The organism is Pseudomonas sp. CVAP#3, assembly GCF_018986375.1.
GTDB classification, from domain to species: Bacteria; Pseudomonadota; Gammaproteobacteria; order Pseudomonadales; family Pseudomonadaceae; genus Aquipseudomonas; species Aquipseudomonas helvetica.
On record NZ_JAHMSC010000002.1, the window covers coordinates 85,241 to 106,009 of the forward strand.

Sequence of the window (20,769 nt, forward strand, 5' to 3'; positions counted from 1 at the left end):
GCGTATCGCGAGGCGGGAAGAGCGGCCCGGAACCGCACGGTTCCGAGCCTGTCGACGCGAGGGTATTTTTAGCTGATGACCTGATAGCAGGGCACATACTCTGCGCCACCGGGCAGTTTCATCCGGTGTTGCGCGACAAACGCTTTCAGCAGTTTGTCCAGAGGCTGCATGACCGCTGCGTCGCCATGGATCTTGTAAGGACCGTATTGCTCGATCAGGCGGATGCCCTTGTCCTTGACGTTACCGGCAACGATGCCGGAAAACGCGCGACGCAGGTTCGCCGCCAGTTCGTGGGGCGGCAGGTCGTGACGCAGTTGCAGGCTGGCCATGTTTTCGTGGGTTGGATCGAACGGGCGCTGGAAGCCTTCGTCAATTTTCAGCAGCCAGTTGAAATGGAATGCATCGTTGCGCTCGCGGCGGAACTGCTTGACGTCCTTGAGCCCTTTAGTCATTTGCCGGGCCACCTGGGCCGGGTCGTCGATGATGATCTCGTAGTGACTCTGCGCGTCTTTGCCCAGTGTCGCGCCGACGAACGCGTGCAGTTGCTGCAAGTACGGCTCCGCGCTCTTCGGCCCGGTCAGGATCACCGGGAAGGGCAGGTCGCGGTTGTCCGGGTGCATCAGGATCCCGAGCAGGTAGAGGAACTCTTCGGCAGTACCGGCGCCGCCCGGGAAAATGATGATGCCGTGGCCGACGCGGACGAAAGCTTCCAGGCGCTTCTCAATGTCCGGCAGGATCACCAGTTCATTGACGATCGGGTTCGGCGCTTCTGCCGCAATAATCCCGGGCTCCGTCAGCCCCAGGTAGCGACCGTGGGTGATCCGTTGCTTGGCGTGGGAAATGGTCGCGCCCTTCATCGGGCCTTTCATCACCCCAGGCCCGCAGCCGGTGCACACATCCAGACTGCGCAAGCCCAGTTCGTGGCCGACTTTCTTGGTGTACTGATATTCCTCGCTGCTGATCGAGTGACCGCCCCAGCACACGACGATTTTAGGCTCCACGCCGGCACGCAGGGTGCGGGCGTTGCGCAGCAGGTGGAAGACGTAGTCGCTGATGCCTTGGGATGAGCTCAGGTCGATACGCTGGCTGTCCAGCTCGTTCTCGGTATAGACGATATCGCGCAGGGCGCTGAACAGCATCTCCCGGGTGCTGGCGATCATTTCGCCATCGACGAAGGCGTCTGCGGGTGCGTTGAGCAGCTCCAGGCGGACACCGCGATCTTGCTGATGAATGCGAATCTCGAAGTCCCGATAGGCTTCCAGAATGGTCTTGGCATTGTCGACATGGGCGCCGGTATTGAGGATTGCCAGGGCGCACTGGCGGAAAAGAGAGTAGATGCTGCCTGATCCTGCGGCGCTCAGTTGCTGAACTTCGCGTTGGGACAGCGTCTCCAGGCTGCCCTTTGGGCTCACCGAAGCATTGATTACTTGTCTTGCGGTCATTCGATATTCCCTGAGAGCGATGTTATCGAGCCCGAGAGGCTCAGTAGCATCAGGATAGTCAGTGCCAGAGCGATCGTGCTGCTTTGATCTTCTCCGGCGACCGGGCATGAATGCAAACATTGCGGCCGGTGCAAGCCAGATCGTTCGTTTCATGATGAACCGGACGGCCATGAAACAGGATTCCTGGCGGGCGGGCAATCGAAAGTCACCTACGCTTAGTGGGGTGGCGGGTGTTGTCACCTGCCTGGAAGATTGCGCGCCGAGGCCAACATGAGAGGCACTGATCGAGACTTCCCACGCTTCGCCATTCGTCTGCGTCTCACCGCTCTCATGGTGGCCGTTTGGCTAGCTGTTCCCGGTGTTTTTGCTGCCCAGCAGGAAAAAAATCCGCCCGGCGATATTCCAGACTCTCAGGTTTTTGTCAGCTATCAATCACCGCTTGGGCTTTCATTGAAGGTTCCAGAGGGCTGGGCACGCACCGAGCGTGCAGACGGCGCGCGTTTCGCGGACAAGTACAACGTGGTTGACGTGAGCGTTACTCCGGCAACAGTCGCGCCCAGCGAGGCGTCGGCCAGGTCTGTCGAGTTGCCGGCACTGGTCAAGGCCGGAAACAACGTCGAGCCGGGCAAAGTGGACAGTGTCACGCTAAAAGGCGGGCCGGCTATCCGCATTCGCTATAAAGCTGACTCGGAACCTAACCCCGTGACCCATCGTCAGTTACGTCAGGAGCACGAACGCTATCTGTTTTATCGCGATGGCCGGCAAGCAGCCCTCGATCTGTCGGCCCCGGTGGGTGCTGACAACGTCGATCAATGGCAGTTGATGGCCAATTCGGTTCGCTGGAACTGAGATGCTGCCGCTCTCGGCCAGTGGGCTCTACCGCTTCTACCACAACGGTGATGTGGAGACGGCGGCGCTCAAGGGGGTGTCCCTGCAGATCGCTGCAGGTGAGTTTGTCGCGGTCACGGGACCTTCCGGCAGCGGCAAGTCCACGTTGCTGGCATGCCTGGCCGGGCTGGACGACCCGGATGGCGGCATTGTCGAAGTGATGGGGCAGCGCATTTCCAGGCGCACCGAGCGCGAGCGCGCGGGTTTGCGTGCGCGGCATATCGGCATATTGATGCAGTCAGGCAACCTCTTCGAACACCTCACCCTGGAGCGCAATCTAACCTTGCAACTGAAGCTTGCAGGCCTGCGCGAGCGGACCGGGCTCGATGCCATGCTGCAGGCCCTGGGGCTTGTTCAGCGTTTGCAGGCTCGCCCGTCGCAGCTTTCCGGCGGCGAGCTGGCGCGCGCCGGACTGGCGCTGGCGCTGTGCACTCGGCCTGCGTTGCTGCTGGCGGACGAGCCGACCGCCGAAGTCGATGAGGCGACTGAGTCGAGCATCCTCGACTACCTGAAAGGACGTTGTCGTGAAGGCGGCTCGATGTTGATCGCGACCCACAGCTCGGCACTCGCGAGCAAGGCTGATCGCCTGTTGCGACTCGATGATGGACGGTTGCTTGAAAATGGATTGATCGATGACCTCGCCACTGGTTGAGGCAAACGGCCTGGGGCGTCGTTACCAGCAGGCCGGGGAGGCCGTGGTAGCGCTGAGCTCAGCGACTCTGCGCATCTGGCCCGGCCAGCGGATTGCACTGGTCGGGCGTTCCGGCAGCGGTAAGTCGACGCTGCTGCATCTGCTCGCCGGGCTCGATCAGCCCAGTGATGGAAGCCTGACGTGGCCGACGCTGGGGCCGGTCGAGTCGTTGCTTCCGGAAAAGATTGCCCTGGTATTTCAGGCACCGAGCCTGCTGGACTCACTCAGCGTGGCCGAGAACGTTGCCCTGCCGCTGTTGATGGCTGGACGCGCCAAGGATTGCGCTGACCGCGTGACCTTTGCGTTGAACACCTTTGGCCTGTTATCGCTGGCCGACAAATTACCGCAAACGCTGTCCGGCGGACAGATGCAGCGCGTCGCCATGGCTCGGGCCATCGTTGGCGAACCGCAACTGATCCTCGCCGACGAACCCACCGGGCAACTCGATCAGGTCAGTGGTCATGCGCTGATTGACGCATTGCTCCGGCACCTGGCCGGGAGTGAATGCGCCTTGCTGATTGCCACTCACGACCCGGTGATCGCCTGGAGGATGGAAACTCAGTGGCAGATGGAGCATGGCCGGCTGAGCGGCTGCGAGCGATCTGGAGGTTCGCGATGATCTGGCTCTGGCTCGGCGGCCTGCTTCGTGCGCGCAAGGCGCGACTGGCTGGCAGCGTGGCGGGCGTCGGTCTTACGGTTGCGCTGCTGGCCTTGTTGGGGGCTTTTCTGACGCAGAGCGGTTCCAGCATGACCGCCCGGGCGGTCAGGGAAATCCCCGTGGATTGGCAGCTTCAACTGGTGCCGGGAGACGTGGTTGCGGAGATCTCCAGCGCCGCCGACAAAGCCGCTCGCATCAACCATGAACAAACGGTCGGCTATGCCGGCGTGGAGGGTTTTCAGGCCCAAACGGGCGCAACCGTACAGACCACCGGGGCCGGCAAGGTTCTAGGATTGGGCGACGGTTATGGCCGGGACTTTCCGGGGCAGATTCGTCTGCTGTCAGGGACCGAGGACGGCGTGCTGATCGCGCAACAAACGGCTGCCAATCTGCACGTAGCCCCCGGCGATAAGGTGACTATCCTAAGGCCCGGGCTGACAACCGCCGAAGTGCGGATTACCGGAGTGGTCGATCTGCCCACCGCCGACTCGCTGTTCCAGGCTATCGGCGTACCGCCCGGTGCGGCCCCTCAGGCGCCGCCGGACAATGTGCTATTGCTCGCGCTGCCGCTCTGGCATGCGTTGTTCGATCCGCAAGCGCAAGTCCGGCCGGACTCCGTTCGGCTGCAACTGCATATCGCACTCGAACGCAGCCAACTGCCGGATTCCCCGGAAACGGCCTTCATCTTCAGTCAGCGTGCCGCGCACAATCTGCAAGCACGCATCGCCGGGCGTGGAGTGCTCGCCGACAATCTGGCCGCGCGGCTCGATGCGGTGCGCGGCGATGCGCTTTATGCGCGCGTGCTGTTCCTGTTTCTTGGCGTGCCGGGCTGTGTGCTGGCGATGTTTCTCACATTGGCGGTCGCCGCGTCTGGCAGCGAACGACGTCGGCGCGAACAGGCGCTGCTGCGCATTCGCGGTGCGGTGGTTGCCGATATTCTCTGGTTGACGACTGCCGAGGCCGCCATGGTGGGAATTGGCGGATGGGTCGTCGGTGTGGTATTGGCCGTGGTATGGGCGCCGCTGCTGTTGACGGGCGGGTTGTTGCAGATGGCAAGCGTTGTCTGGCTGGGCATCGCCATGCTGATCGGCTTGCTGCTGGCGCAGATGGCCATTGTGCTGCCTGCCTGGCACGACCTGCGGCAGGTGACCGTCCAGCAGGCACGCACGGATGGCGTGCAAGGGCGCCCACGGATCTGGCAACGCATCGGGCTGGACTTTATCTGCCTGGGGCTGGCGGGAGTGACCCTCTGGCGCACTTCAAGCAGCGGTTACCAATTGGTGTTGGCGCCGGAAGGTGTGCCGACTGCCCAGATCGATTACCAGGCCTTCCTCGCGCCGCTGCTGTTCTGGCTGGGCATGGGGTTGCTGATCCTGCGGCTCTGCGAACTTGCACTGAAGCATGGCCGCCGACGCTTGGCGTACCTGTTGCAGCCGCTGGCCGGGGCACTGGCGGATCTGGTGGCGGCGTCCATCAGCCAGCAGCGCCGCCGCGTGACGCAGGGCATTGCGCTGGTCGCACTGGGCTTTGCCTTTGCCACGTCGACGGCAATCTTCAACACGACTTACAGCGCTCAATCGCGGGTCGATGCCGAGTTGACCAACGGCTCCGACGTCACCGTCACCGGCACAATGCAGGCGCCGGCCTCCAGTCGTCTGCCCGAACTGGCTCGACTGTCAGGCGTGACGGCCGCTCAGCCGCTACAGCATCGCTATGCCTACGTGGGCAACGATTTGCAGGATCTGTATGGCATTGATCCCTTGCATATCGGCGAGGCAACACGGCTGGTCGATGCCTACTTTCAAGGTGCAAGTGCCGAGGCGCTGCTCGGTCTGTTGGCGACGACGCCGGACGGTGTGCTGGTCTCTGAGGAAACCGCGCAGGATTTCCAGCTGCAGCTCGGCGACGAATTGAACCTGCGACTGCAGAGCAGCGTCGACCAGCAGTACCACAGCGTACCCTTCCATTTTATCGGCTTGGTGCGGGAGTTTCCGACAGCGCCTCATGATTCCTTCCTGGTCGCCAATGCGGCGTATGTCAGCCAGCAGACAGGGGCGCAGGGCGCTGAAATCGTTTTGCTGCGCAGCGATGCGGCGGATCTTGAGAGGGTGGCCCAGGCTGCCCGAAAGGTGGTTGCCGACCTGTCGGGCAGCAAGGTCAGCGACCTCTTTGAGGCGCGCCGATTGATTGCTTCCGGCCTGACGGCGGTCGACCTTCGCGGGCTCGCGCTGCTGGAATTGAGTTTCGCCGTGCTGATGGTGACCGGCGCCAGTGGGTTAATGCTGGCTCTCGGCCTGGCTGAACGGCGTCGGACGTTTGCCATTCTCTCGGCATTGGGCGCCAAGCCTCGACAGCTCGGCGCCTTCATCTGGAGTGAGGCGCTGCTGCAGTTCGTTGCCGGCGCCAGCCTGGGGGCGCTGACGGGGTTCGGTTTGGCCTGGATGCTCGTCAAATTGCTGACCGGCGTTTTTGATCCTCCACCCGAGAGTCTCGAGATCCCGTGGCACTATCTGGTCGCCCTGAATCTTCTCGCGCTGCTGTCAATCGTCCTCGCCGTGCAGGGGGCTTTGCGTGATACGCGAGTGCCGGCGGTACAGCGAATGCGCGAACTGTAGAATTCGCAACGCCAACATTTATTCCTATAAGGAATGCAGTTTATAAAATTAATGAATTTTTATTATGGTTTTGTGTGGAGTAGCTTGATTTGAGGCCACATGGAGAATCGCCTTGAAATCATCCCCGCTCAATGCTTCTGAAAAATTTGATACGTCGCGCGCGAATGAATACGCACAACAAAGCCGCATTGCCTTGGCGGGGTATGACGCCTGCCACGACTTGTCTGCGTGCATGCTGGCGGCAAGCCTCGCAGGTATGAGTTCAGTGAAGGTGCTGGTGGTCGGCGCGGGTGGCACCGCCCAGGAAATTCTGGCGATGGCAGCGCTGGAGGCGAACTGGCGTTTTACCGCCGTCGATCCGTCAGAGCCTATGTTGGCGGCAGCAACGCAGCAGTTGCTGGCAAACGATTTGCTGGAAAGAACGGACATCCATCTCGGGACACTCGACGACCTGCCTTCGAGCGAGCTGTACGATGCGGCCACGGTAATCGGCGTGCTTCATCATCTGGACGGAGACGATGCCAAGCGCTCTCTACTGCGATCGGTTCGGGACCGTCTCAAGCCCGGTGCGCCGTTGATTCTGGCAGGGAATCATTATGCTTATGCCAGCCAGCCTCTACTGCTCGACGCCTGGGCGCAACGATGGAGACAGCAGGGTGCCCGTCCCGATGAAGTCAAAGCCAAGCTGGATAAAATTCTTCAAGGCGCTGACCCACCTCACTCAGAAGCAGCGGTTCAACAGTTGCTGCACGATACTGGATTTGGAGACGCAACCCGCTTCTTCTCCAGTCTATTTTGGGGCGCATGGCTGGTCCGCAAAAAATGATTTCAACGTCCGTGCAGGAGTCGTCGAACTCTTTAGCGCACACAATAAGGTCTGCGGGGTAGCGCTCAGTGATCCTGGAATGCTTTCAATCCTCGCTGTACTGCCGGCCTGGCTTCGATCGCGTCGAACCAGCGTGATAAGCGTGGAAGTACAGCCCTGTCCAGCCGGTCGCGCTGCGGTCCACGATGCGCGGGTGCGAGCCGACCGGGAGCTTTTGCATCAGCGAACTGAATGATTGCGTTTGATTGGTTAATGATCAGCGGGGGTGTCGATGTAGGGTCGACCAGGGTTGGGACTTTTCCTGCCGGATTGAGCGCCAGGTACGACAAGTCGCGTTGCTCATTCGCTTGCAAATTCAGTTTCCGCGCGGCGTAGGGGATACCTGCTTCTTCCAAGGCTATTGCAGCCCTCAGACTGTTGCCGGTATGCGCGCCATACAGCTCTATTTTGGGGTTCATCAGGCACTCCCTGGAAACATCCGCATTGAGTGAATACCAATTTAGACGCGGCGTATGCGTATGTCTTCAAGACCAAACGCATACGCCGCTAGTGCTCACCCCTTGAACGCTTGCCGGTTTGCGCGTACGCAGTCAGCTATCGAAAGGCGCGTGATCAATCAGGTCGCACACATTCGGGCAATTGAACCCGTGCACGTGACGACGTCCGACATCAGCGAGCCCGGTGCCAATCGCCGTGTGAGGTTTCTTCCTGGCCACTTCGGCGACCGCTTGGGTAAACGCGGCTTTCATTCCAATACGGGGGTAGAGGGCCAGCGTATCCTCGACCAGCGATGGCGTGACTTCTTCCAGCCGTAATCCCATCACGTCGACATGGGCGCCCATGTAGATCAGGGCGATCTCTGGCTGTTTGCGGTCGGCGATGCCGGCGCTAGAGTGAAGTGCGATCGCATCCCAAACCAGCTCGGCTTTCGATTCCGGGTAACCGTTTTCCAACAGGAAGCGGCTGGCAGCGTCGGCACCGTCGACCTCAAAACGCTGGTCGGCTGCGAATTCGTACGTCAGCCCCAGATCGTGCAACAGGGCGGCGAGATAGACGGCCTCACGGTCGTATTTCAGGCCTCGCTGCTGACCGAGGAATTCGGCGAACCACCACGTGCGATGCACATGGTGCAGGAGCGCGGTCGAGTGAACGCGTTCGACAAGGAAGGAGGCCTTGCGAGCGAGCTCAGAGTCTGGAGCGCTGAAGCCGCCGATGATGACAGGTGTACTCATGTTTGCTCCCGGGGGATGAAGTTGGCTTGCAGTTCATTCTAAATAGGCGTGATTGGCCAAATTGACTATTTTCAGATGATTTGTGCCAATGTGCGTGTCAGGTCTATGCGGGAGATCGCGGTGAGAATTACGACGAAATCAAATCATTCCTTTATCGGCGTGGCGCAAAAACGAGTGGTGATTCTGGGTTTGCCGCCCGTGGATTCGCTTGATGTGATCGGCCCGGCAGAGGTGTTTGCCTATGCCAACAATCTGTACCGCGGTGACTCTGCTCCCTACGCACTCGAACTCGTTTGTGCGGGTGCCAATGAACACCTGGAGAGCAGCACCGGCATCGCACTTCTGGCGCACAAGACGCTTGAACAGGAGCGTCTTGAAAACAAGGCCATCGACACGTTGATCGTGACGTCGGGCTGGAAAGCCATGGATCAGCTGGATCAGACCGCCATCGAGTGGATCCGCACGCGAGCCGGAAATTTCAGGCGTGTGTGCTCGATCTGTGTCGGGGCGTTCGCCTTGGCCGAAACAGGGCTACTGGATGGTCGAAAGGCAACCACCCATTGGCGGATGGCACGCAGCCTGGCCGATCGCTATCCCAACGTGCGGGTGGACCCCAACCCGATTTGGATCAAAGACGGCAACCTGTACACCTCGGCAGGCATATCGGCGGGAATCGATCTTGCGCTCGCATTGGTCAGCGAAGATCTGGGTGACGACATCGCTTTGGAGATCGCGAAAAATCTGGTTCTGTTTCTGCGACGTCCAGGCGGTCAAGCACAGTTCAGCGTCGCACTCCAGTCGCAGCATGCGACAGGTTCGAGCCTGGATGAGTTATGCGTATGGATCAGTGAGCATCTACATACGGAGCTTACGGTTGAGATACTTGCAGACAGGCTCGCCACCAGTGTGAGGACCTTGATTCGCATGTTTCAGCGCGAATTCAAGACAACGCCTGCGAAGTACGTCGAGGACGTCCGGGTCGAAGCGGCCTGTCGGCAAATAGAGCTGGGAAAGCGATCGATGGAGGAGATTGCGCGCCGGTGCGGCTATCACAGTGTCGACGTGCTCAGAAAAGCCTTCGTGCGACGCATGGGGGTGAGCCCAAAGGAGTACGCACAACGTTTCGCGCCCGTTAACGAGCCCGCTTAGGCATGCCCAATTCAAGTGGCGGCTGAGCGGCAACTACCATGAAGCGGATGACAACCACCATGAAGAAGGAAAAGGTCGGCGCAAAGGAAGGAGAGGGAGAAGGCTCTGCCTCTCAGTTGATCGATGCGAGGATCAAGGAGTTGGGGGATTGGCGCGGCGAAACGCTCGCCCGGGTCCGGGCGCTGATCAGGCAGGCTGTTCCTGACGTGGTTGAGGAATGGAAGTGGAGAGGGGTTCCGGTATGGTCGTGTGGCGGAATCATCTGCACCGGTGAGACGTACAAGCAGGTCGTGAAGATGACCTTTGCCAAGGGCGCTTCGCTCGAGGACCCTTCAGGCCTCTTCAACTCCAGCCTCGAAGGCAACACCCGGCGTGCGATTGATGTCCACGAAGGTGACAGGCTTGATGAAAAAGCGCTGACGGCGCTCATCCGCGCTGCTGTGGCACTGAACACATCGGTGCGGGCGGGCGCTCGCGCCAAATCGGCTGGATGAGCGGCCCTGCGGGATCAGGCTGTGTTCATCTGCGCAAAGTGCCCAGGCGAATAATGTAAAACGGTTTCTAAAAGCCGATGCTAGGCTTGATACATGCGTCGCCAGGGCGGCGTTGTTGGCGACTCCATTTGAGTTGCCGGTTAACCAAGGGGGATTGAGCCAACACACGTCGTGGTGGTCGGGGGGATTTTACCGGCGCGTTGCCGGCAGGGCAGGCATCATGAGTAGTTCGCAAACTATTCACCCGATCTGGCTGCGGCTGACCCATTGGATCAACGTCATCGCCGTGGTCATCCTGGTGATGAGCGGCTGGCGCATCTATAACGCCGCGCCGATTTTTTCCTTTCAGATTCCCGCCAGTATCACCTTGGGCGGTTGGTTGGCAGGTGCACTGCTGTGGCACTTTGCGGCGATGTGGGTACTGTTCATCAACGGTATTGTCTACCTGCTGCTGAATATCTTTTCCGGGCGTATCGTCCACAAATTCTTCCCCATACCTCCCCGCGAAGTCCTGCATGATTTTTTCGCCGCGCTCAGAGGCAAGCTCGCCCATGCGGACTTGCGGCACTACAACACCCTGCAAAAGCTCGCCTACCTGTTTGCCGTGCTCGATCTCATTGTGCTCGTGCTGTCGGGCCTGGTGATCTGGAAGTCAGTGCAGTTTCCGTTACTGAGGGAGTTGATGGGCGGCTATGACTCGGCGCGCATCGTGCATTTTGTCTGCATGGCGTTGCTGGTCGCTTTTACCGTGGTGCATCTGGTGATGGTGGCCCTCGTGCCACGCACCCTGATTGCCATGCTGCGGGGGCGCTAACTCATGAACAGAACGACGGGAAAAGACCGGATGGATGACCCCGCCATCATCAAATCGGTGGCGCAGGAACTTGATTTACCCGCACGCAGACAATTTCTTCGGCATGCCTGGACGCTGGGTGGGATTGCCTTGCTGACAGGTTGTCGGCTGGACGACAGCAACTCGGTGGAGTCCATGCTGAAAATGGTCTCGCGCTTCAATGACAAGGTTCAGGCGGCGCTGTTCGATCCGGGCAGACTGGCACCGACCTACCCCGAGTCGATGATGACGCGCCCGTTTCCGTTCAATGCCTATTACGACCGCAACGGTATTCCGGACATCGAGGAAGATGAGTTCACACTCACGGTTGGCGGTCTGGTCCAGGACAAACACAGCTGGACCCTGGCCGAATTGAACCAGTTGCCGCGCACCACTCAGGTCACACGGCTGATTTGCGTGGAGGGCTGGAGCGCCATCGGCAAATGGGGTGGGGTGACCTTTTCGACTTTTCTGCAACGGGTGGGCGCCGATACCGGTGCCAAATATGTCGGGCTCAAATGCGCTGACGACTATTACACCAGCATCGACATGCCTACGGCCTTGCATGCGCAAACGCTGCTGACCCTGAGCTATGACGATCAGGTATTGCCGCCGGAATACGGTTACCCGCTGCGGCTGCGTATGCCGACAAAGCTGGGCTTCAAGAACCCGAAACATGTGGTGGAGATTTTCGTGACCAACGATTACCCCGGTGGATATTGGGAAGATCAGGGTTACAACTGGTTCAGTGGCAGTTGAGCAATCGGCTGTTCTGAAACGCGGCGCATTGCCGCTGTCCTTAACGCGAACTGCACAGGAGTAGTGACATGAAGAAGCTGATTGCTGCGGCGATTGCTGCCGTAGTCCTGGTGGTGGCCGCCCCGTTGTTTGCGGCTGAAGCCAATACGAATGACATGTCCAAGGATCAGATGGACAAGGGCACGATGAAAAAGGACGAAATGAAAAGCGATGCCACCAAGACCAAGCACCACTACAAGACCAAGGGCGAGAAGACCAAGAGTGCCACCATGAAAAAAGACAGCATGGAGAAAGGTGGCGCGATGAAGAGCGAGGGCATGGAGAAAAAGGACGAAATGGGCACTGACACGATGAAAAAATATTAACGTGTCCGGTCGCTTCAGCAGTGGATCGCGTGTGGTCCCGCCCAGGACATGCCAGGGTCATCAGTAGCTGCTGAGGCACCAGAACAGCCGTCTGTCATGGAGTCAGGAGTGGCTCATTCAGAGTGCGCAAAAAATTGCGCACTTGGCTGAGTAACTGGGAGGCGAGGTTCCATTGTGAAGACCGTAAATTTGCTCCTACAGGGCACTTACTTCCAATGAAAGACTTCATCCGCTTGGGCGACTCCACCAGTCATGGAGGTGCGGTACTCGAAGCCTTCTCTCAAGCCGATCTCAACGGCAAACCCATTGCCGGCGTCGGCCACAAAGTTAGCTGTGCAAAGAGGTGTTTCCTATTACCGAGGGCAGCAGCACCTACACAGTAGGTGGAATCGCTGTGGCACTGGATGGTATGAAAACCGCGTGTGATGCCAGTCTGATGGCCAGCGGTCCAAAGGGGGTTGTAATTAGCTGACGTTACTCTAACTTCAGAGCAAATCTCCCGGTCGGTCGCCTGCTCAACGCCATCAGCCGTCCGGGCGTGGAAACCTTCGCCTTCGATCCGGCTGTTGTGTGATTTATCAGCCACGACCCAATCAGTTATGCCGGTGGTATTAATTTTTATCAATATGCAGTCAGTCCGACTCAATGGGTCGACCCCAATGGTTTATGCAGTAGAACACTTGATCGGGCATTAGGTGGCAAAACCAACGACAAAATGCAAGCCCATCACCTCATTCCTGAGGAAGTATGGGGTCGGCAGGCGAGCTTTTTCTCGGATATCGGCATGGCCGGTGAACGGGATAAAAAGGAGAATGGAATATTGATGCCCGACAGTGCGGAACAGGCCAGGAAAACCAAGCGTGTTTTTTACCATTGTGGCTCTCATGGCAAGGTCTACACGCCAATGGTTGAAAAGGTTCGGGACGATTATGATATCTGGGGATATTGATAACGTTCAGGCTCGTGCTCAGATATCGGCAATCCAGTCCAGGTTAAGAGCAAGCCTGTCAGTGCCGGGAGCCAAATAATGTCGAGTTCGATAATTAAGGTTTTGAGAACTATGAATTACGTGCTTTCTCAGAAAGAAGAACCGGGCTGTCCGATAGGCATTTTGTATGCAGGTCTCTACGACAAATTCTATTCAAGCACCAAGGGCGTAGAATTCGGTTTTTTCCCCTGGTATGCAGAAAAAGGTAAGCCCGGGCCGCGCACATCCTTTCCGGAGGGCATGGTTCTTATTTCCAAGGATAAGTACTATGATTTCGATATTCGTAGCATTTCACGTTTTTTGTACATAGTGAGTGATGAGTTTTTGGCAGCATGTAATGGGCTTGATGTGAGTATTGTGGATAGCGTGAAGATCGAAGTGCTATCTGAGGCGGGAGCGCGCATCTCCTCAAAAAATTACAATGCTGTATTATTTGAAGAGCTAGATGTTCGGTCTAATTCCGATCCGGCCTCTACGTTTGTTGAGGAAAATGGAAGGGCTGTCAGATTCAAGAGGTTGATTCTTCCCAGTGACTGGAAGCTAGACCTGTTCAAATATAAGCGGCTTATTTCAGGTAGTGATAGCTTGATCTGTTCTCAGACGTTCAAAGACTTGGCGATAAATTTTAAAGGGATAGCGTTTACTCCATTGGAAAGTGTGCTTTGGTCGGGAATAAGACGCATCTGAGTAGGCCGACTTATGAGCCAGGGAGAGTGATGTGAAAGACGTTATCAGATTAGGTGACTCCACCAGCTCATGGTGGGGTGGTCCTTGAAGTCTTTGCCCAAACCGACCTCAACGGCAAACCGATTGCCGGTGTTGGTCACAAAGTCAGCTGCCCACTGTGCAAAGGTGTCTCCAGGGGCAGTACCACGACCATGAGACGGGGCTGCATTACAACCGGTATCAGTACTATGATCCAAGCGTTGGGCGGCTTATCAGTCAGGATCCGATGAGGGTTTGCCGGTGGCCTCAACGTCTATCAATATGCACCGAATCCGATCGAATGGATCGACCCATTCGGCTTAGAAAAAATGAGCCCGCCAGGAAGCAGGGCGGGTATATTTTATTCGATCAATATTCCAGAGGACGTATCCTGGGATCACTTGATTTATTTTTTGGTTGAAGAGTCGGAGGGGGGAACTATAAGTATGGCTTGCTACGTCAATAGTATTTTTTTCTCTTTCTTATGATGGGTACTCATCAAAAGAAAATCGAAAATGTCTTGAGGCTAGCGCCTCAAGAGAGATACGACTACTTCATCCGAAAGGTAGCAGACGTTGAGGTCGTCTGGGCTTTGTTTGACAATGGGTGGGCGACTGCTGAGTCCGGAAAGATAACAGCTGTTCCATTCTGGCCGGAGGAGGGCTTCGCGACTCTGTGCGCAAGTGCTGAATGGAATGGGTTCACAGCAAAACCCATTGAGTTGAACGATTTCCTAATGCGTTGGCTTCCCGGAATGCAGGGTGATGGTAGGATCTGCCAAATATTTTCGACGCCTGATGAACAAGGTCTTCTCGTACCACCCGAGGACTTGCTGGGCGTCATCAAGCAAGAGCTTGAGCAGTATGAATAACCTTATTGGTTGACGTTTCGCCGTCCACTTCATACGGACAACACATAGGCCGTGAGTACATCCAGTATGACTGATCGATTTCACAGGATTGTTTTTGAGCTGATATCTAATGAGGATGATTACCTTCCTGTTTCGGCTGGATCGCTGTGGGGTATTCAATGAGTACACCCACAAATCAACAAGCATATACCAAGGCTAAAGAATTCGTTGAAGCCATAAATCTGCGAGATTCCAAGGCACTACTACAGGGTTCTAGAATTTCCAATGCAGTAGCTGATGAAATTTACGAGTCCATTGATGACTACTTCGAAAAGGGCACAAAATTATCTATCGCACCTGAAGAGAAGGCCTTTGATTCGCACCGGCGACAACGTCCGTTTATTGATACTTATGAAACAAACGGCAAAGCACTCGGATTAGAATGCGTTATTTTTGCTGATGGCAAACCTAGTGAGGCCATCCTTCATATTGAAGTTTCCGAAAGCAATGGTCAGCTGGCGGTTTATTACAAATACATTGGCTCCTGATACCCAGATGAGGACATGAGATCAACAGCAGTTATTGGTCTTTGTTGATTCAAGACAGAAACAGGATGAGGGTGGACGAGCCCGATGAAAGACATCATCCGCTTGGGCGACTTCACTAGCCATGGTGGTGTGGTTATAGAGGCATTCTCTCAGACTGACCTCAACACCAAAAACTGGAAGGAGAAAGTAATGAATATTCAATTTTCGGCAACATATTATGATTCCTCCTCAGAGGATGATGTTTTGACATTCGGGCTTGCAGACAGCTTAGATGATCCTAAGCACTTTCTCATTTTGCAGCGAACTGAAGAAGTTTATGAGCAAGATGTAGAGCTTGGTCAGGACACGTATTATGTTGAGATAGGTGAGCCTGGGATGGCTGGCTATGGTGGCGTTGATGATGTTTTGATAGCAGCAGACAAACTGGTTTTCAATTTTTCTAACGCCACCCCGTGGTGCAATACGATAAAAACCATTGGAATAGAGATTACTCCTCAGCTGGGGTCTATCGACGATATTGAAAGCTCGCTAAGAGAGATATTCATTGAGACGTCAACAACAATTACACGGTCGTAATTGGTCATGAGGTGAGGTAGGACGGCGAAACTATGAAGGACATTATTCGTCTAGCGACTCCACCGGCCATTGATGCCGGTATGAATGTCGCGGCCGTCGGCTGTTCGTCCACGCACATTGCTGTGGCCGACCCGTACGCCGGGCACATCGGTGATGGTGTTAAGGGGGCAGGGTTGCAGCTGGCCGAATTGGATGTTCAGGTCGCGGGCACGTGGTTTCATGCTGAAACTCTCAGTCACGTTAGACAGTAAAGGCGCACATTGCTCAGGGCATACGCCGGGGGGTAGTGACGGGAATGTCGGCGGGTTGAACTGATCTGTATTTTCCCGGGCTATCTGCTTCTGTAATGAACCCGGCCCGAGCCTCACAATGACACTGCAACCACAGACGTATAATTTTGGAGGCCAAATGCTGAAGATGGCGATTTTCCTGGGTGGATTTCTGGCATTGACCATCGTGATCGGTGCGCTTGCGACCATCTCGCCGATGTAAGCAAAAGAACAGAGCGCCGCGTTATTCCGGATCCTCCTGACCTTGTATACGTGGCGCTTTTCGAACGTTGCCGGCACAGCCTTTGTTGCTACCTCTAGTGCCCGGTTACGGGCCGGTCAGGTGACGGTGGGAATGTAGTCGATGTACGCCAATCGCTCGCCATTTTGGTAAATGTCGACGGCGGTGTAATGGGGCGCGCTGGGGGGCATTACCCGGTCGTACCTGGCCTGCGTACAGGACAGCATTTGTGCCCAGTTTCCAGGCCGTTGGATCAAGTGCAGATCCAGCATGAGGATCGACGGATTAAAGCCTTGCGGGGCTCGCATGGTCAGATAGGCCTCGATCCCCGGATTGGCAACTTCAACATCGCCTACCACGTGGAAGTCATCCGGTTTCGGTGGCATTGCGTTCAGCCATGCATGCCAGTCTTTGCTGCTAGTGCCCATTTTTCTATTCCTTGAGAAATGAAACCCGAAGCTTGAAGTACTGCCGTTCGGTATGGCGCTTCGTATGCCATCGAATGAAATGCCCAGTGTCCAATCGACCGTAAAAGGACTCCTGTCTAAAGGTGTAGACGAGGAAAGGGCGCTCCCGCTTCAGCCTGGACGAACGGTAGCCACGGGTTCTCGGGGCATGAAGCCTGCATCCGAATTCAACCCGTGCCGCTCAGTGTTCAAGGAATGAAACGGTAACCGACACCGGTTTCGGTCACTAGATGGCGCGGCTGCGACGGGTCTGCTTCGATTTTCTTGCGCAGGCCGCCCATGAACACCCGAAGGTACGGTGTATCGGTGGTGTGCGAAGGGCCCCATACCGCTTTGAGCAGTTGCAGGTGCGTCAGCACCCGGTCCGGGTGCGAGCACAGATGAACCAGCAAACGGTATTCCAGTGGCGTCAGGTGCAAAGGCACACCGGCGCGCTCCACGACGCGTCGGTCCAGATCAATTTGAATGTCGGAGAAGGCCAGGACCGAGCGGTTCTCGGTATCTTTCACGCGCCTGCGTAACAGGGCACGCACGCGTGCGAGCAGTTCGCCGGTGCCGAAGGGTTTTACCAGGTAATCGTCGGCCCCGGTGTCGAGGGCCAGGATCTTGTCGGATTCGGCGCCACGGGCCGACAAGACAATGATCGGCACCTCTGACCAGGTGCGCAGATCCCGGATGAGGTCAACGCCGTCACCGTCAGGCAGGCCGAGATCCAGCACGATCAGGTCCGGCCGGCGTGTGCCCGCGTCGATCAGGCCGCGCTGAAAGGTCTCGGCTTCATGCACTTCCAGGCCATCGGCTTGCAGGGCCATCCGCACAAAACGGCGAATGTCCTTTTCGTCTTCAATCAGCAGGACGCGCAGCACCGGTTCGCTCATGATGGGTCCTCGTCAGTTTGCTGCGAAAGCGCTTCGATGTTCGGCGGCTCTTCTCGGGGCAGACGCAAGGTGAAGCGCGCACCGCCTTCCGGGCGGGTAACACCGAGCATGGTTCCGCCATGCGCCTGGGCAATTGCTCGGCAAATGGCCAGGCCCAGACCGACGCCGGGAATCGAACTTTCCTTTTTGCCGCGCATGAATTTGTTGAAGATCGCCTCTTCATGTCCGCGGGGCAAGCCCGGTCCCTCATCGGCGACCCACAATTCGATGCTCTCGGGCGTGGCGCTGGCGCCCAGACTGATCGGCGTGCCGGGTGGGGTGTACTTGATGGCGTTTTCGATCAGGTTGATGAGGATGCGCTCGATCAGCACCGCATCGATGCGAACCGGTGGCAAGTCCTCCTCGAGTGCGACCTGCACCGAACGCCCTCCTAGAATCGGCTGAATAGCTCTCAGCGCGCTACCGACCACGTCTTCGATGGGTTGCCATTGACGATTCAACACCACGTTGCCGGACTCGAGGCGAGCCATGTCCAGCAGGTTATTGACCAGCGTATTCATGCGCAGCGCAGATTCGCCCACCGCCGTGGCGATCTCGGCGGCATCGCCGGTCAGAGGCGGTTTGGTCAGTTTGAGCGCTTCGGCGAGTCCGACCATGACTGACAGCGGGGTGCGCAAATCGTGGGAGATGGCCGACAGCAGCGAGTTGCGCAACCGCTCGGATTCCATCTGAACCGTGGTGTCCTGGGCGACGTTGATGTAGTGAATCCGTTCGAGCGAGATGGCCAGCAATGACGCGCAGGTGTCGAGCAGGCGGCGCTGTTCCGGCACCGCCAGCCGGGTCGTGTCGCGCGGCTGCACGGCCAGGACCCCGCGCACCCGCATCGGCGCCGACAAGGGCAAGTAGAGCGTGGAACTGGAGGGCAGGGTGTCGGTGCCGTATCCGGCCGGTTCGGTTTTGTCGTACGACCACTGGGCAATCGCAACGTCGACTTGCGGTGCGTCCCCTGTGACCATCGGCGCCTGCAGTTTATTGTGGTCGTCGGCCACCAGCAGTGCCGACCGGGCGCCAAATTCGGCCGCGAGGAACTGCGCGCCGATTTCCGCGACCTGTTCGGTCAACAGTGCGGCGGACAACAGGCGTGACATGTCGTACAGCCCGCGCATGCGGTCTTCGCGCCGTTGCGCCACCCGTGCCTGATAGGTCAGGCTGGCGGTCATTTGCCCGATCACCAGGGCCACCACGAGCATCACGCTAAAGGTCACCAGATACTGGATATCGGCGATGGCGAATGAAAAACGTGGCGCCACAAAGAAAAAGTCGAAGGCGCCGACCGAGACAAAGGCCGCCATGATGGCCGGGCCACGGCCAAAGCGTACCGCGACGGCGACGACGGCCAGCAGGAACAGCATGACGATGTTGGCCTGCTCCAGCACCTGGAACAGCGGCATGGCCAACAGGGTCGTCACCGCACAGATCGCGACGCTCCAGAGATAGGGGCGCCAGGTGATCGGGCTGTCGCTGGCGGTGGAGGTTGTCTCGGCTTGTGGGCGGCGACTCTCCGGCAGCGAGATTTGAATCACGTCAAGATCGGTGCCCAGCACCCCAATCCGATCCGCAAGCACTCGCCGCCAGAGTCGTTGGCGCGGACGTTCATCACGGCCCAGCACGACTTTTGAAAGGTTGTGTTGCCGTGCGTACTTGACCAGCGTTTCGGCAATGTCCTGGCCCGCCAGGGTCGAGATTTGCGCGCCCATGTCCTGAGCCAGTTTCAAGGTTGCCAGCACCCGACGACGCTTGACCTCGGGCAGGCGCTGCAAGGCCGGGGTTTCGACATACACGGCGTGCCACGGCACGTTGAGCTGAGCGGCCAGGCGCGCCGTCGAGCGTACGGTTTTTTCGGCCTGATCATTGGGGCCAACGCAGGCAAGCAACGACTCGCGGGTGCCCCACACCGGTTTCACCGCGCCGCTTTGGCGATACTGCAACATCTCGCTGTCGACCCGGTCGGCGGTTCGGCGCAGCGCCAGTTCGCGCAGGGCGATCAGGTTGCCCTTGCGGAAGAAATTCTGCACCGCACGCTCGGCCTGTTGCGCCATATAGACCTTGCCTTCCTTCAAGCGCTGCAACAGGTCGTCGGGCGGCAAGTCGACGATGACCACTTCATCGGCGGTGTCGAAGACATGGTCGGGCACGGTCTCCCAGACGCGAATCCCGGTGATGCCGCCGACAATGTCGTTCAGGCTTTCGAGGTGCTGAACATTCATCGTCGACCAGACATCGATACCGGCACTGAGCAGTTCTTCTACATCCTGCCAGCGCTTTGGATGTCGGGAGCCTGCGATATTGGAGTGAGCCAGTTCGTCGATCAGAATCAGGCCCGGTTTGCGCGCGAGCGCGGCGTCCAGATCGAATTCGGTCAACGTACGGTTCTTGTCGACCACCTGCTTGCGAGGCAATAGTTCAAGGCCCTCTGTCAGGGCCTGAGTCTCGGCGCGACCGTGGGTCTCGATCACGCCGACCAGCACATTGATGTTTTGCAGCTTCGCGGTCTGTGCGGCGGCGAGCATCGCGTAGGTCTTGCCGACACCGGCGCTGGCGCCGAAAAAAATCTTCAGCCGACCGCGTTTGGCTTGCGCTTCTTCTTCGCGAATCCGGGCCAGTAGCTGGTCCGGATCAGGACGTTCTTCGGCCATCAAGCTCACCGTGTGTTAACGCTCAATGTGCGGCGTCGAGTGCCAGGTTCAGTTCCAGAACGTTGACCCGAGGCTCGCCGAGAAACCCGAGCAGCGTGCCTTCGGCGTGTTGGTTGATCAGTTCGCGAACCTTGTCGACGGGCAGGTTGCGCACCCGCGAAACCCGGCCCGCCTGGTACAGCGCTGCCGCGATGCTGATATGCGGATCAAGGCCACTGGCGGAACTGTAGACCAGGTCGGCGGGCACCGTGGCGGTGTTGCCGGGATCGGCAGCGTGCAACGCATCGATGCGGCCCTTCATCGCATCCGCCAGCGCCGGGTTCAGCGGACCGAGGTTCGAGCCGCCCGAGGCCAGCGGGTTGTAGGGCATGGGGCTGGTGGCGGAAGGGCGGCTCCAGAAATACTTCGGATCACTGAAGCCCTGACCGATCAACAGCGAGCCCACGGTTTTGCCGTCTCTTTCGATCAGGCTGCCGGCGGCCTGATGGGGAAAGACCAGCCGGGCAATCCCGGTGGTGACCAGCGGATAGGCGAGCCCGGTGAGCAGTGACAGTGCAATCAACAGGGTTAATGCCGGACGCAGCAGAGATAACATGGCCA

24 protein-coding genes and 4 pseudogenes are annotated in these 20,769 nt (G+C 57.9%); 20 read left to right on the forward strand and 8 right to left on the reverse strand.

The genetic code is table 11. From position 1 onward, the window contains the following. Positions 1–68: 68 nt before the first annotated feature. The gene (ppnN, locus tag KRR23_RS03875) at positions 69–1,442 is read right to left on the reverse strand and encodes a nucleotide 5'-monophosphate nucleosidase PpnN (protein WP_216741425.1); all 1,374 of its coding nucleotides are present in this window, start codon (positions 1,440–1,442) and stop codon (positions 69–71) included. A gap of 270 nt (positions 1,443–1,712) precedes the next feature. Between ppnN and KRR23_RS03880 the strand changes: the two genes are divergently transcribed. The 5 genes from KRR23_RS03880 to KRR23_RS03900 all read left to right on the forward strand — a co-directional run bounded on the left by KRR23_RS03880 (position 1,713) and on the right by KRR23_RS03900 (position 7,120). Next, positions 1,713–2,291 carry a hypothetical protein gene (locus KRR23_RS03880; protein WP_216741426.1) on the forward strand — a complete coding sequence of 193 codons (579 nt, stop codon included), beginning with the start codon at positions 1,713–1,715 and terminating at the stop codon, positions 2,289–2,291. A gap of 1 nt (position 2,292) precedes the next feature. Then, complete coding sequence (locus KRR23_RS03885; protein WP_216741427.1) at positions 2,293–2,982, forward strand: ABC transporter ATP-binding protein; 690 nt, start codon at positions 2,293–2,295, stop codon at positions 2,980–2,982. Continuing rightward, positions 2,963–3,640 carry an ABC transporter ATP-binding protein gene (locus KRR23_RS03890; RefSeq protein WP_216741428.1) on the forward strand — a complete coding sequence of 226 codons (678 nt, stop codon included), beginning with the start codon at positions 2,963–2,965 and terminating at the stop codon, positions 3,638–3,640. Before KRR23_RS03885 ends, KRR23_RS03890 begins: the two co-directional genes overlap by 20 nt. After that, the gene (locus KRR23_RS03895) at positions 3,637–6,294 is read left to right on the forward strand and encodes an ABC transporter permease (RefSeq protein WP_216741429.1); all 2,658 of its coding nucleotides are present in this window, start codon (positions 3,637–3,639) and stop codon (positions 6,292–6,294) included. The genes KRR23_RS03890 and KRR23_RS03895 overlap by 4 nt, the downstream gene beginning before the upstream one ends. Positions 6,295–6,406: 112 nt before the next feature. Then, positions 6,407–7,120 carry a class I SAM-dependent methyltransferase gene (locus KRR23_RS03900; protein ID WP_216741430.1) on the forward strand — a complete coding sequence of 238 codons (714 nt, stop codon included), beginning with the start codon at positions 6,407–6,409 and terminating at the stop codon, positions 7,118–7,120. Between the two features lie 65 nt (positions 7,121–7,185). Here KRR23_RS03900 and KRR23_RS03905 read toward each other — a convergent pair whose 3' ends face one another. Together KRR23_RS03905 and KRR23_RS03910 are read right to left on the reverse strand one after the other, a co-directional pair. After that, positions 7,186–7,578: a glutathione S-transferase N-terminal domain-containing protein gene (locus tag KRR23_RS03905; protein ID WP_216741431.1), complete on the reverse strand. Its 393-nt coding sequence runs from the start codon at positions 7,576–7,578 to the stop codon at positions 7,186–7,188. Between the two features lie 132 nt (positions 7,579–7,710). Further along, positions 7,711–8,352 (reverse strand): HD domain-containing protein, encoded by a 642-nt coding sequence (locus KRR23_RS03910; RefSeq protein WP_216741432.1) that lies wholly within the window; start codon positions 8,350–8,352, stop codon positions 7,711–7,713. A gap of 75 nt (positions 8,353–8,427) precedes the next feature. Between KRR23_RS03910 and KRR23_RS03915 the strand changes: the two genes are divergently transcribed. From KRR23_RS03915 to KRR23_RS03975, 14 genes and pseudogenes are all read left to right on the forward strand, one after another. Continuing rightward, positions 8,428–9,501: a GlxA family transcriptional regulator gene (locus tag KRR23_RS03915; RefSeq protein WP_216741433.1), complete on the forward strand. Its 1,074-nt coding sequence runs from the start codon at positions 8,428–8,430 to the stop codon at positions 9,499–9,501. A 59-nt stretch (positions 9,502–9,560) separates the two neighbouring features. Then, positions 9,561–9,995: a DUF1801 domain-containing protein gene (locus KRR23_RS03920; RefSeq protein WP_216741434.1), complete on the forward strand. Its 435-nt coding sequence runs from the start codon at positions 9,561–9,563 to the stop codon at positions 9,993–9,995. Between the two features lie 220 nt (positions 9,996–10,215). Then, positions 10,216–10,809 carry a cytochrome b/b6 domain-containing protein gene (locus KRR23_RS03925; protein WP_019689670.1) on the forward strand — a complete coding sequence of 198 codons (594 nt, stop codon included), beginning with the start codon at positions 10,216–10,218 and terminating at the stop codon, positions 10,807–10,809. 30 nt (positions 10,810–10,839) lie between these two features. Further along, entirely contained in the window at positions 10,840–11,586 is a 747-nt protein-coding gene (locus tag KRR23_RS03930) for a molybdopterin-dependent oxidoreductase (protein WP_216741435.1), read from the forward strand. A 68-nt stretch (positions 11,587–11,654) separates the two neighbouring features. Continuing rightward, positions 11,655–11,951: a hypothetical protein gene (locus KRR23_RS03935; RefSeq protein ID WP_216741436.1), complete on the forward strand. Its 297-nt coding sequence runs from the start codon at positions 11,655–11,657 to the stop codon at positions 11,949–11,951. Positions 11,952–12,166: 215 nt separating this feature from the next. Continuing rightward, positions 12,167–12,423 (forward strand): annotated as a pseudogene (locus tag KRR23_RS03940) (PAAR domain-containing protein). A gap of 243 nt (positions 12,424–12,666) precedes the next feature. Then, positions 12,667–12,900, forward strand: a complete 234-nt coding sequence (locus KRR23_RS29355) for an AHH domain-containing protein (RefSeq protein ID WP_216741437.1) — start codon at positions 12,667–12,669, stop codon at positions 12,898–12,900. 111 nt (positions 12,901–13,011) lie between these two features. Next, the gene (locus KRR23_RS03950) at positions 13,012–13,626 is read left to right on the forward strand and encodes a hypothetical protein (RefSeq protein WP_216741438.1); all 615 of its coding nucleotides are present in this window, start codon (positions 13,012–13,014) and stop codon (positions 13,624–13,626) included. 31 nt (positions 13,627–13,657) lie between these two features. Beyond that, positions 13,658–13,793 (forward strand): annotated as a pseudogene (locus KRR23_RS29000) (PAAR domain-containing protein); the annotation flags it as partial. After that, positions 13,784–14,065 carry an RHS repeat-associated core domain-containing protein gene (locus KRR23_RS29005; protein ID WP_367880642.1) on the forward strand — a complete coding sequence of 94 codons (282 nt, stop codon included), beginning with the start codon at positions 13,784–13,786 and terminating at the stop codon, positions 14,063–14,065. The pseudogene KRR23_RS29000 and the gene KRR23_RS29005, both read left to right, overlap by 10 nt. A 66-nt stretch (positions 14,066–14,131) precedes the next feature. Next, positions 14,132–14,515, forward strand: coding sequence for a DUF2750 domain-containing protein (locus tag KRR23_RS03960; protein WP_216741439.1), 384 nt, complete (start codon positions 14,132–14,134; stop codon positions 14,513–14,515). A gap of 158 nt (positions 14,516–14,673) precedes the next feature. Continuing rightward, positions 14,674–15,042, forward strand: a complete 369-nt coding sequence (locus KRR23_RS03965) for a hypothetical protein (RefSeq protein ID WP_216741440.1) — start codon at positions 14,674–14,676, stop codon at positions 15,040–15,042. 84 nt (positions 15,043–15,126) lie between these two features. Further along, a pseudogene (locus tag KRR23_RS03970) lies at positions 15,127–15,213 on the forward strand (PAAR domain-containing protein); the annotation flags it as partial. 18 nt (positions 15,214–15,231) lie between these two features. Further along, a complete protein-coding gene (locus KRR23_RS03975) occupies positions 15,232–15,618 on the forward strand; it encodes an Imm10 family immunity protein (protein WP_216741768.1) in 387 nt (128 codons plus the stop codon). Positions 15,619–15,689: 71 nt separating this feature from the next. Here the strand turns inward: KRR23_RS03975 and KRR23_RS03980 are convergent. Continuing rightward, positions 15,690–15,839, reverse strand: a pseudogene (locus tag KRR23_RS03980) (S58 family peptidase); the annotation flags it as partial. Between the two features lie 148 nt (positions 15,840–15,987). Here KRR23_RS03980 and KRR23_RS29275 point away from each other — a divergent pair. Next, complete coding sequence (locus KRR23_RS29275) at positions 15,988–16,110, forward strand: hypothetical protein (protein ID WP_256585423.1); 123 nt, start codon at positions 15,988–15,990, stop codon at positions 16,108–16,110. A gap of 116 nt (positions 16,111–16,226) precedes the next feature. Here the strand turns inward: KRR23_RS29275 and KRR23_RS03985 are convergent, their stop codons facing one another. The 4 genes from KRR23_RS03985 to kdpC all read right to left on the reverse strand — a co-directional run bounded on the left by KRR23_RS03985 (position 16,227) and on the right by kdpC (position 20,764). Beyond that, positions 16,227–16,556, reverse strand: coding sequence for a hypothetical protein (locus KRR23_RS03985; protein WP_216741441.1), 330 nt, complete (start codon positions 16,554–16,556; stop codon positions 16,227–16,229). Between the two features lie 227 nt (positions 16,557–16,783). After that, complete coding sequence (locus KRR23_RS03990) at positions 16,784–17,473, reverse strand: response regulator (protein WP_216741442.1); 690 nt, start codon at positions 17,471–17,473, stop codon at positions 16,784–16,786. Beyond that, the gene (kdpD, locus tag KRR23_RS03995) at positions 17,470–20,169 is read right to left on the reverse strand and encodes a two-component system sensor histidine kinase KdpD (protein ID WP_216741443.1); all 2,700 of its coding nucleotides are present in this window, start codon (positions 20,167–20,169) and stop codon (positions 17,470–17,472) included. Before kdpD ends, KRR23_RS03990 begins: the two co-directional genes overlap by 4 nt. Before the next feature lie 22 nt (positions 20,170–20,191). After that, positions 20,192–20,764: a potassium-transporting ATPase subunit KdpC gene (kdpC, locus tag KRR23_RS04000; RefSeq protein WP_216741444.1), complete on the reverse strand. Its 573-nt coding sequence runs from the start codon at positions 20,762–20,764 to the stop codon at positions 20,192–20,194. Positions 20,765–20,769: the final 5 nt, after the last annotated feature.

Bases quoted from the DNA above. Each gene is read 5' to 3' on its own strand.
- ppnN (WP_216741425.1), bottom strand. From the start codon at position 1,442: ATGACCGCAAGACAAGTAATCAATGCTTCGGTGAGCCCAAAGGGCAGC.
- KRR23_RS03880 (WP_216741426.1), top strand. From the start codon at position 1,713: ATGAGAGGCACTGATCGAGACTTCCCACGCTTCGCCATTCGTCTGCGT.
- KRR23_RS03885 (WP_216741427.1), top strand. From the start codon at position 2,293: ATGCTGCCGCTCTCGGCCAGTGGGCTCTACCGCTTCTACCACAACGGT.
- KRR23_RS03890 (WP_216741428.1), top strand. From the start codon at position 2,963: ATGACCTCGCCACTGGTTGAGGCAAACGGCCTGGGGCGTCGTTACCAG.
- KRR23_RS03895 (WP_216741429.1), top strand. From the start codon at position 3,637: ATGATCTGGCTCTGGCTCGGCGGCCTGCTTCGTGCGCGCAAGGCGCGA.
- KRR23_RS03905 (WP_216741431.1), bottom strand. From the start codon at position 7,578: ATGAACCCCAAAATAGAGCTGTATGGCGCGCATACCGGCAACAGTCTG.
- KRR23_RS03910 (WP_216741432.1), bottom strand. From the start codon at position 8,352: ATGAGTACACCTGTCATCATCGGCGGCTTCAGCGCTCCAGACTCTGAG.
- KRR23_RS03915 (WP_216741433.1), top strand. From the start codon at position 8,428: ATGATTTGTGCCAATGTGCGTGTCAGGTCTATGCGGGAGATCGCGGTG.
- KRR23_RS03920 (WP_216741434.1), top strand. From the start codon at position 9,561: ATGAAGAAGGAAAAGGTCGGCGCAAAGGAAGGAGAGGGAGAAGGCTCT.
- KRR23_RS03925 (WP_019689670.1), top strand. From the start codon at position 10,216: ATGAGTAGTTCGCAAACTATTCACCCGATCTGGCTGCGGCTGACCCAT.
- KRR23_RS03930 (WP_216741435.1), top strand. From the start codon at position 10,840: ATGGATGACCCCGCCATCATCAAATCGGTGGCGCAGGAACTTGATTTA.
- KRR23_RS03935 (WP_216741436.1), top strand. From the start codon at position 11,655: ATGAAGAAGCTGATTGCTGCGGCGATTGCTGCCGTAGTCCTGGTGGTG.
- KRR23_RS29355 (WP_216741437.1), top strand. From the start codon at position 12,667: ATGCAAGCCCATCACCTCATTCCTGAGGAAGTATGGGGTCGGCAGGCG.
- KRR23_RS03950 (WP_216741438.1), top strand. From the start codon at position 13,012: ATGAATTACGTGCTTTCTCAGAAAGAAGAACCGGGCTGTCCGATAGGC.
- KRR23_RS03960 (WP_216741439.1), top strand. From the start codon at position 14,132: ATGGGTACTCATCAAAAGAAAATCGAAAATGTCTTGAGGCTAGCGCCT.
- KRR23_RS03965 (WP_216741440.1), top strand. From the start codon at position 14,674: ATGAGTACACCCACAAATCAACAAGCATATACCAAGGCTAAAGAATTC.
- KRR23_RS03975 (WP_216741768.1), top strand. From the start codon at position 15,232: ATGAATATTCAATTTTCGGCAACATATTATGATTCCTCCTCAGAGGAT.
- KRR23_RS29275 (WP_256585423.1), top strand. From the start codon at position 15,988: ATGACACTGCAACCACAGACGTATAATTTTGGAGGCCAAATGCTGAAG.
- KRR23_RS03985 (WP_216741441.1), bottom strand. From the start codon at position 16,556: ATGGGCACTAGCAGCAAAGACTGGCATGCATGGCTGAACGCAATGCCA.
- KRR23_RS03990 (WP_216741442.1), bottom strand. From the start codon at position 17,473: ATGAGCGAACCGGTGCTGCGCGTCCTGCTGATTGAAGACGAAAAGGAC.
- kdpD (WP_216741443.1), bottom strand. From the start codon at position 20,169: ATGGCCGAAGAACGTCCTGATCCGGACCAGCTACTGGCCCGGATTCGC.
- kdpC (WP_216741444.1), bottom strand. From the start codon at position 20,764: ATGTTATCTCTGCTGCGTCCGGCATTAACCCTGTTGATTGCACTGTCA.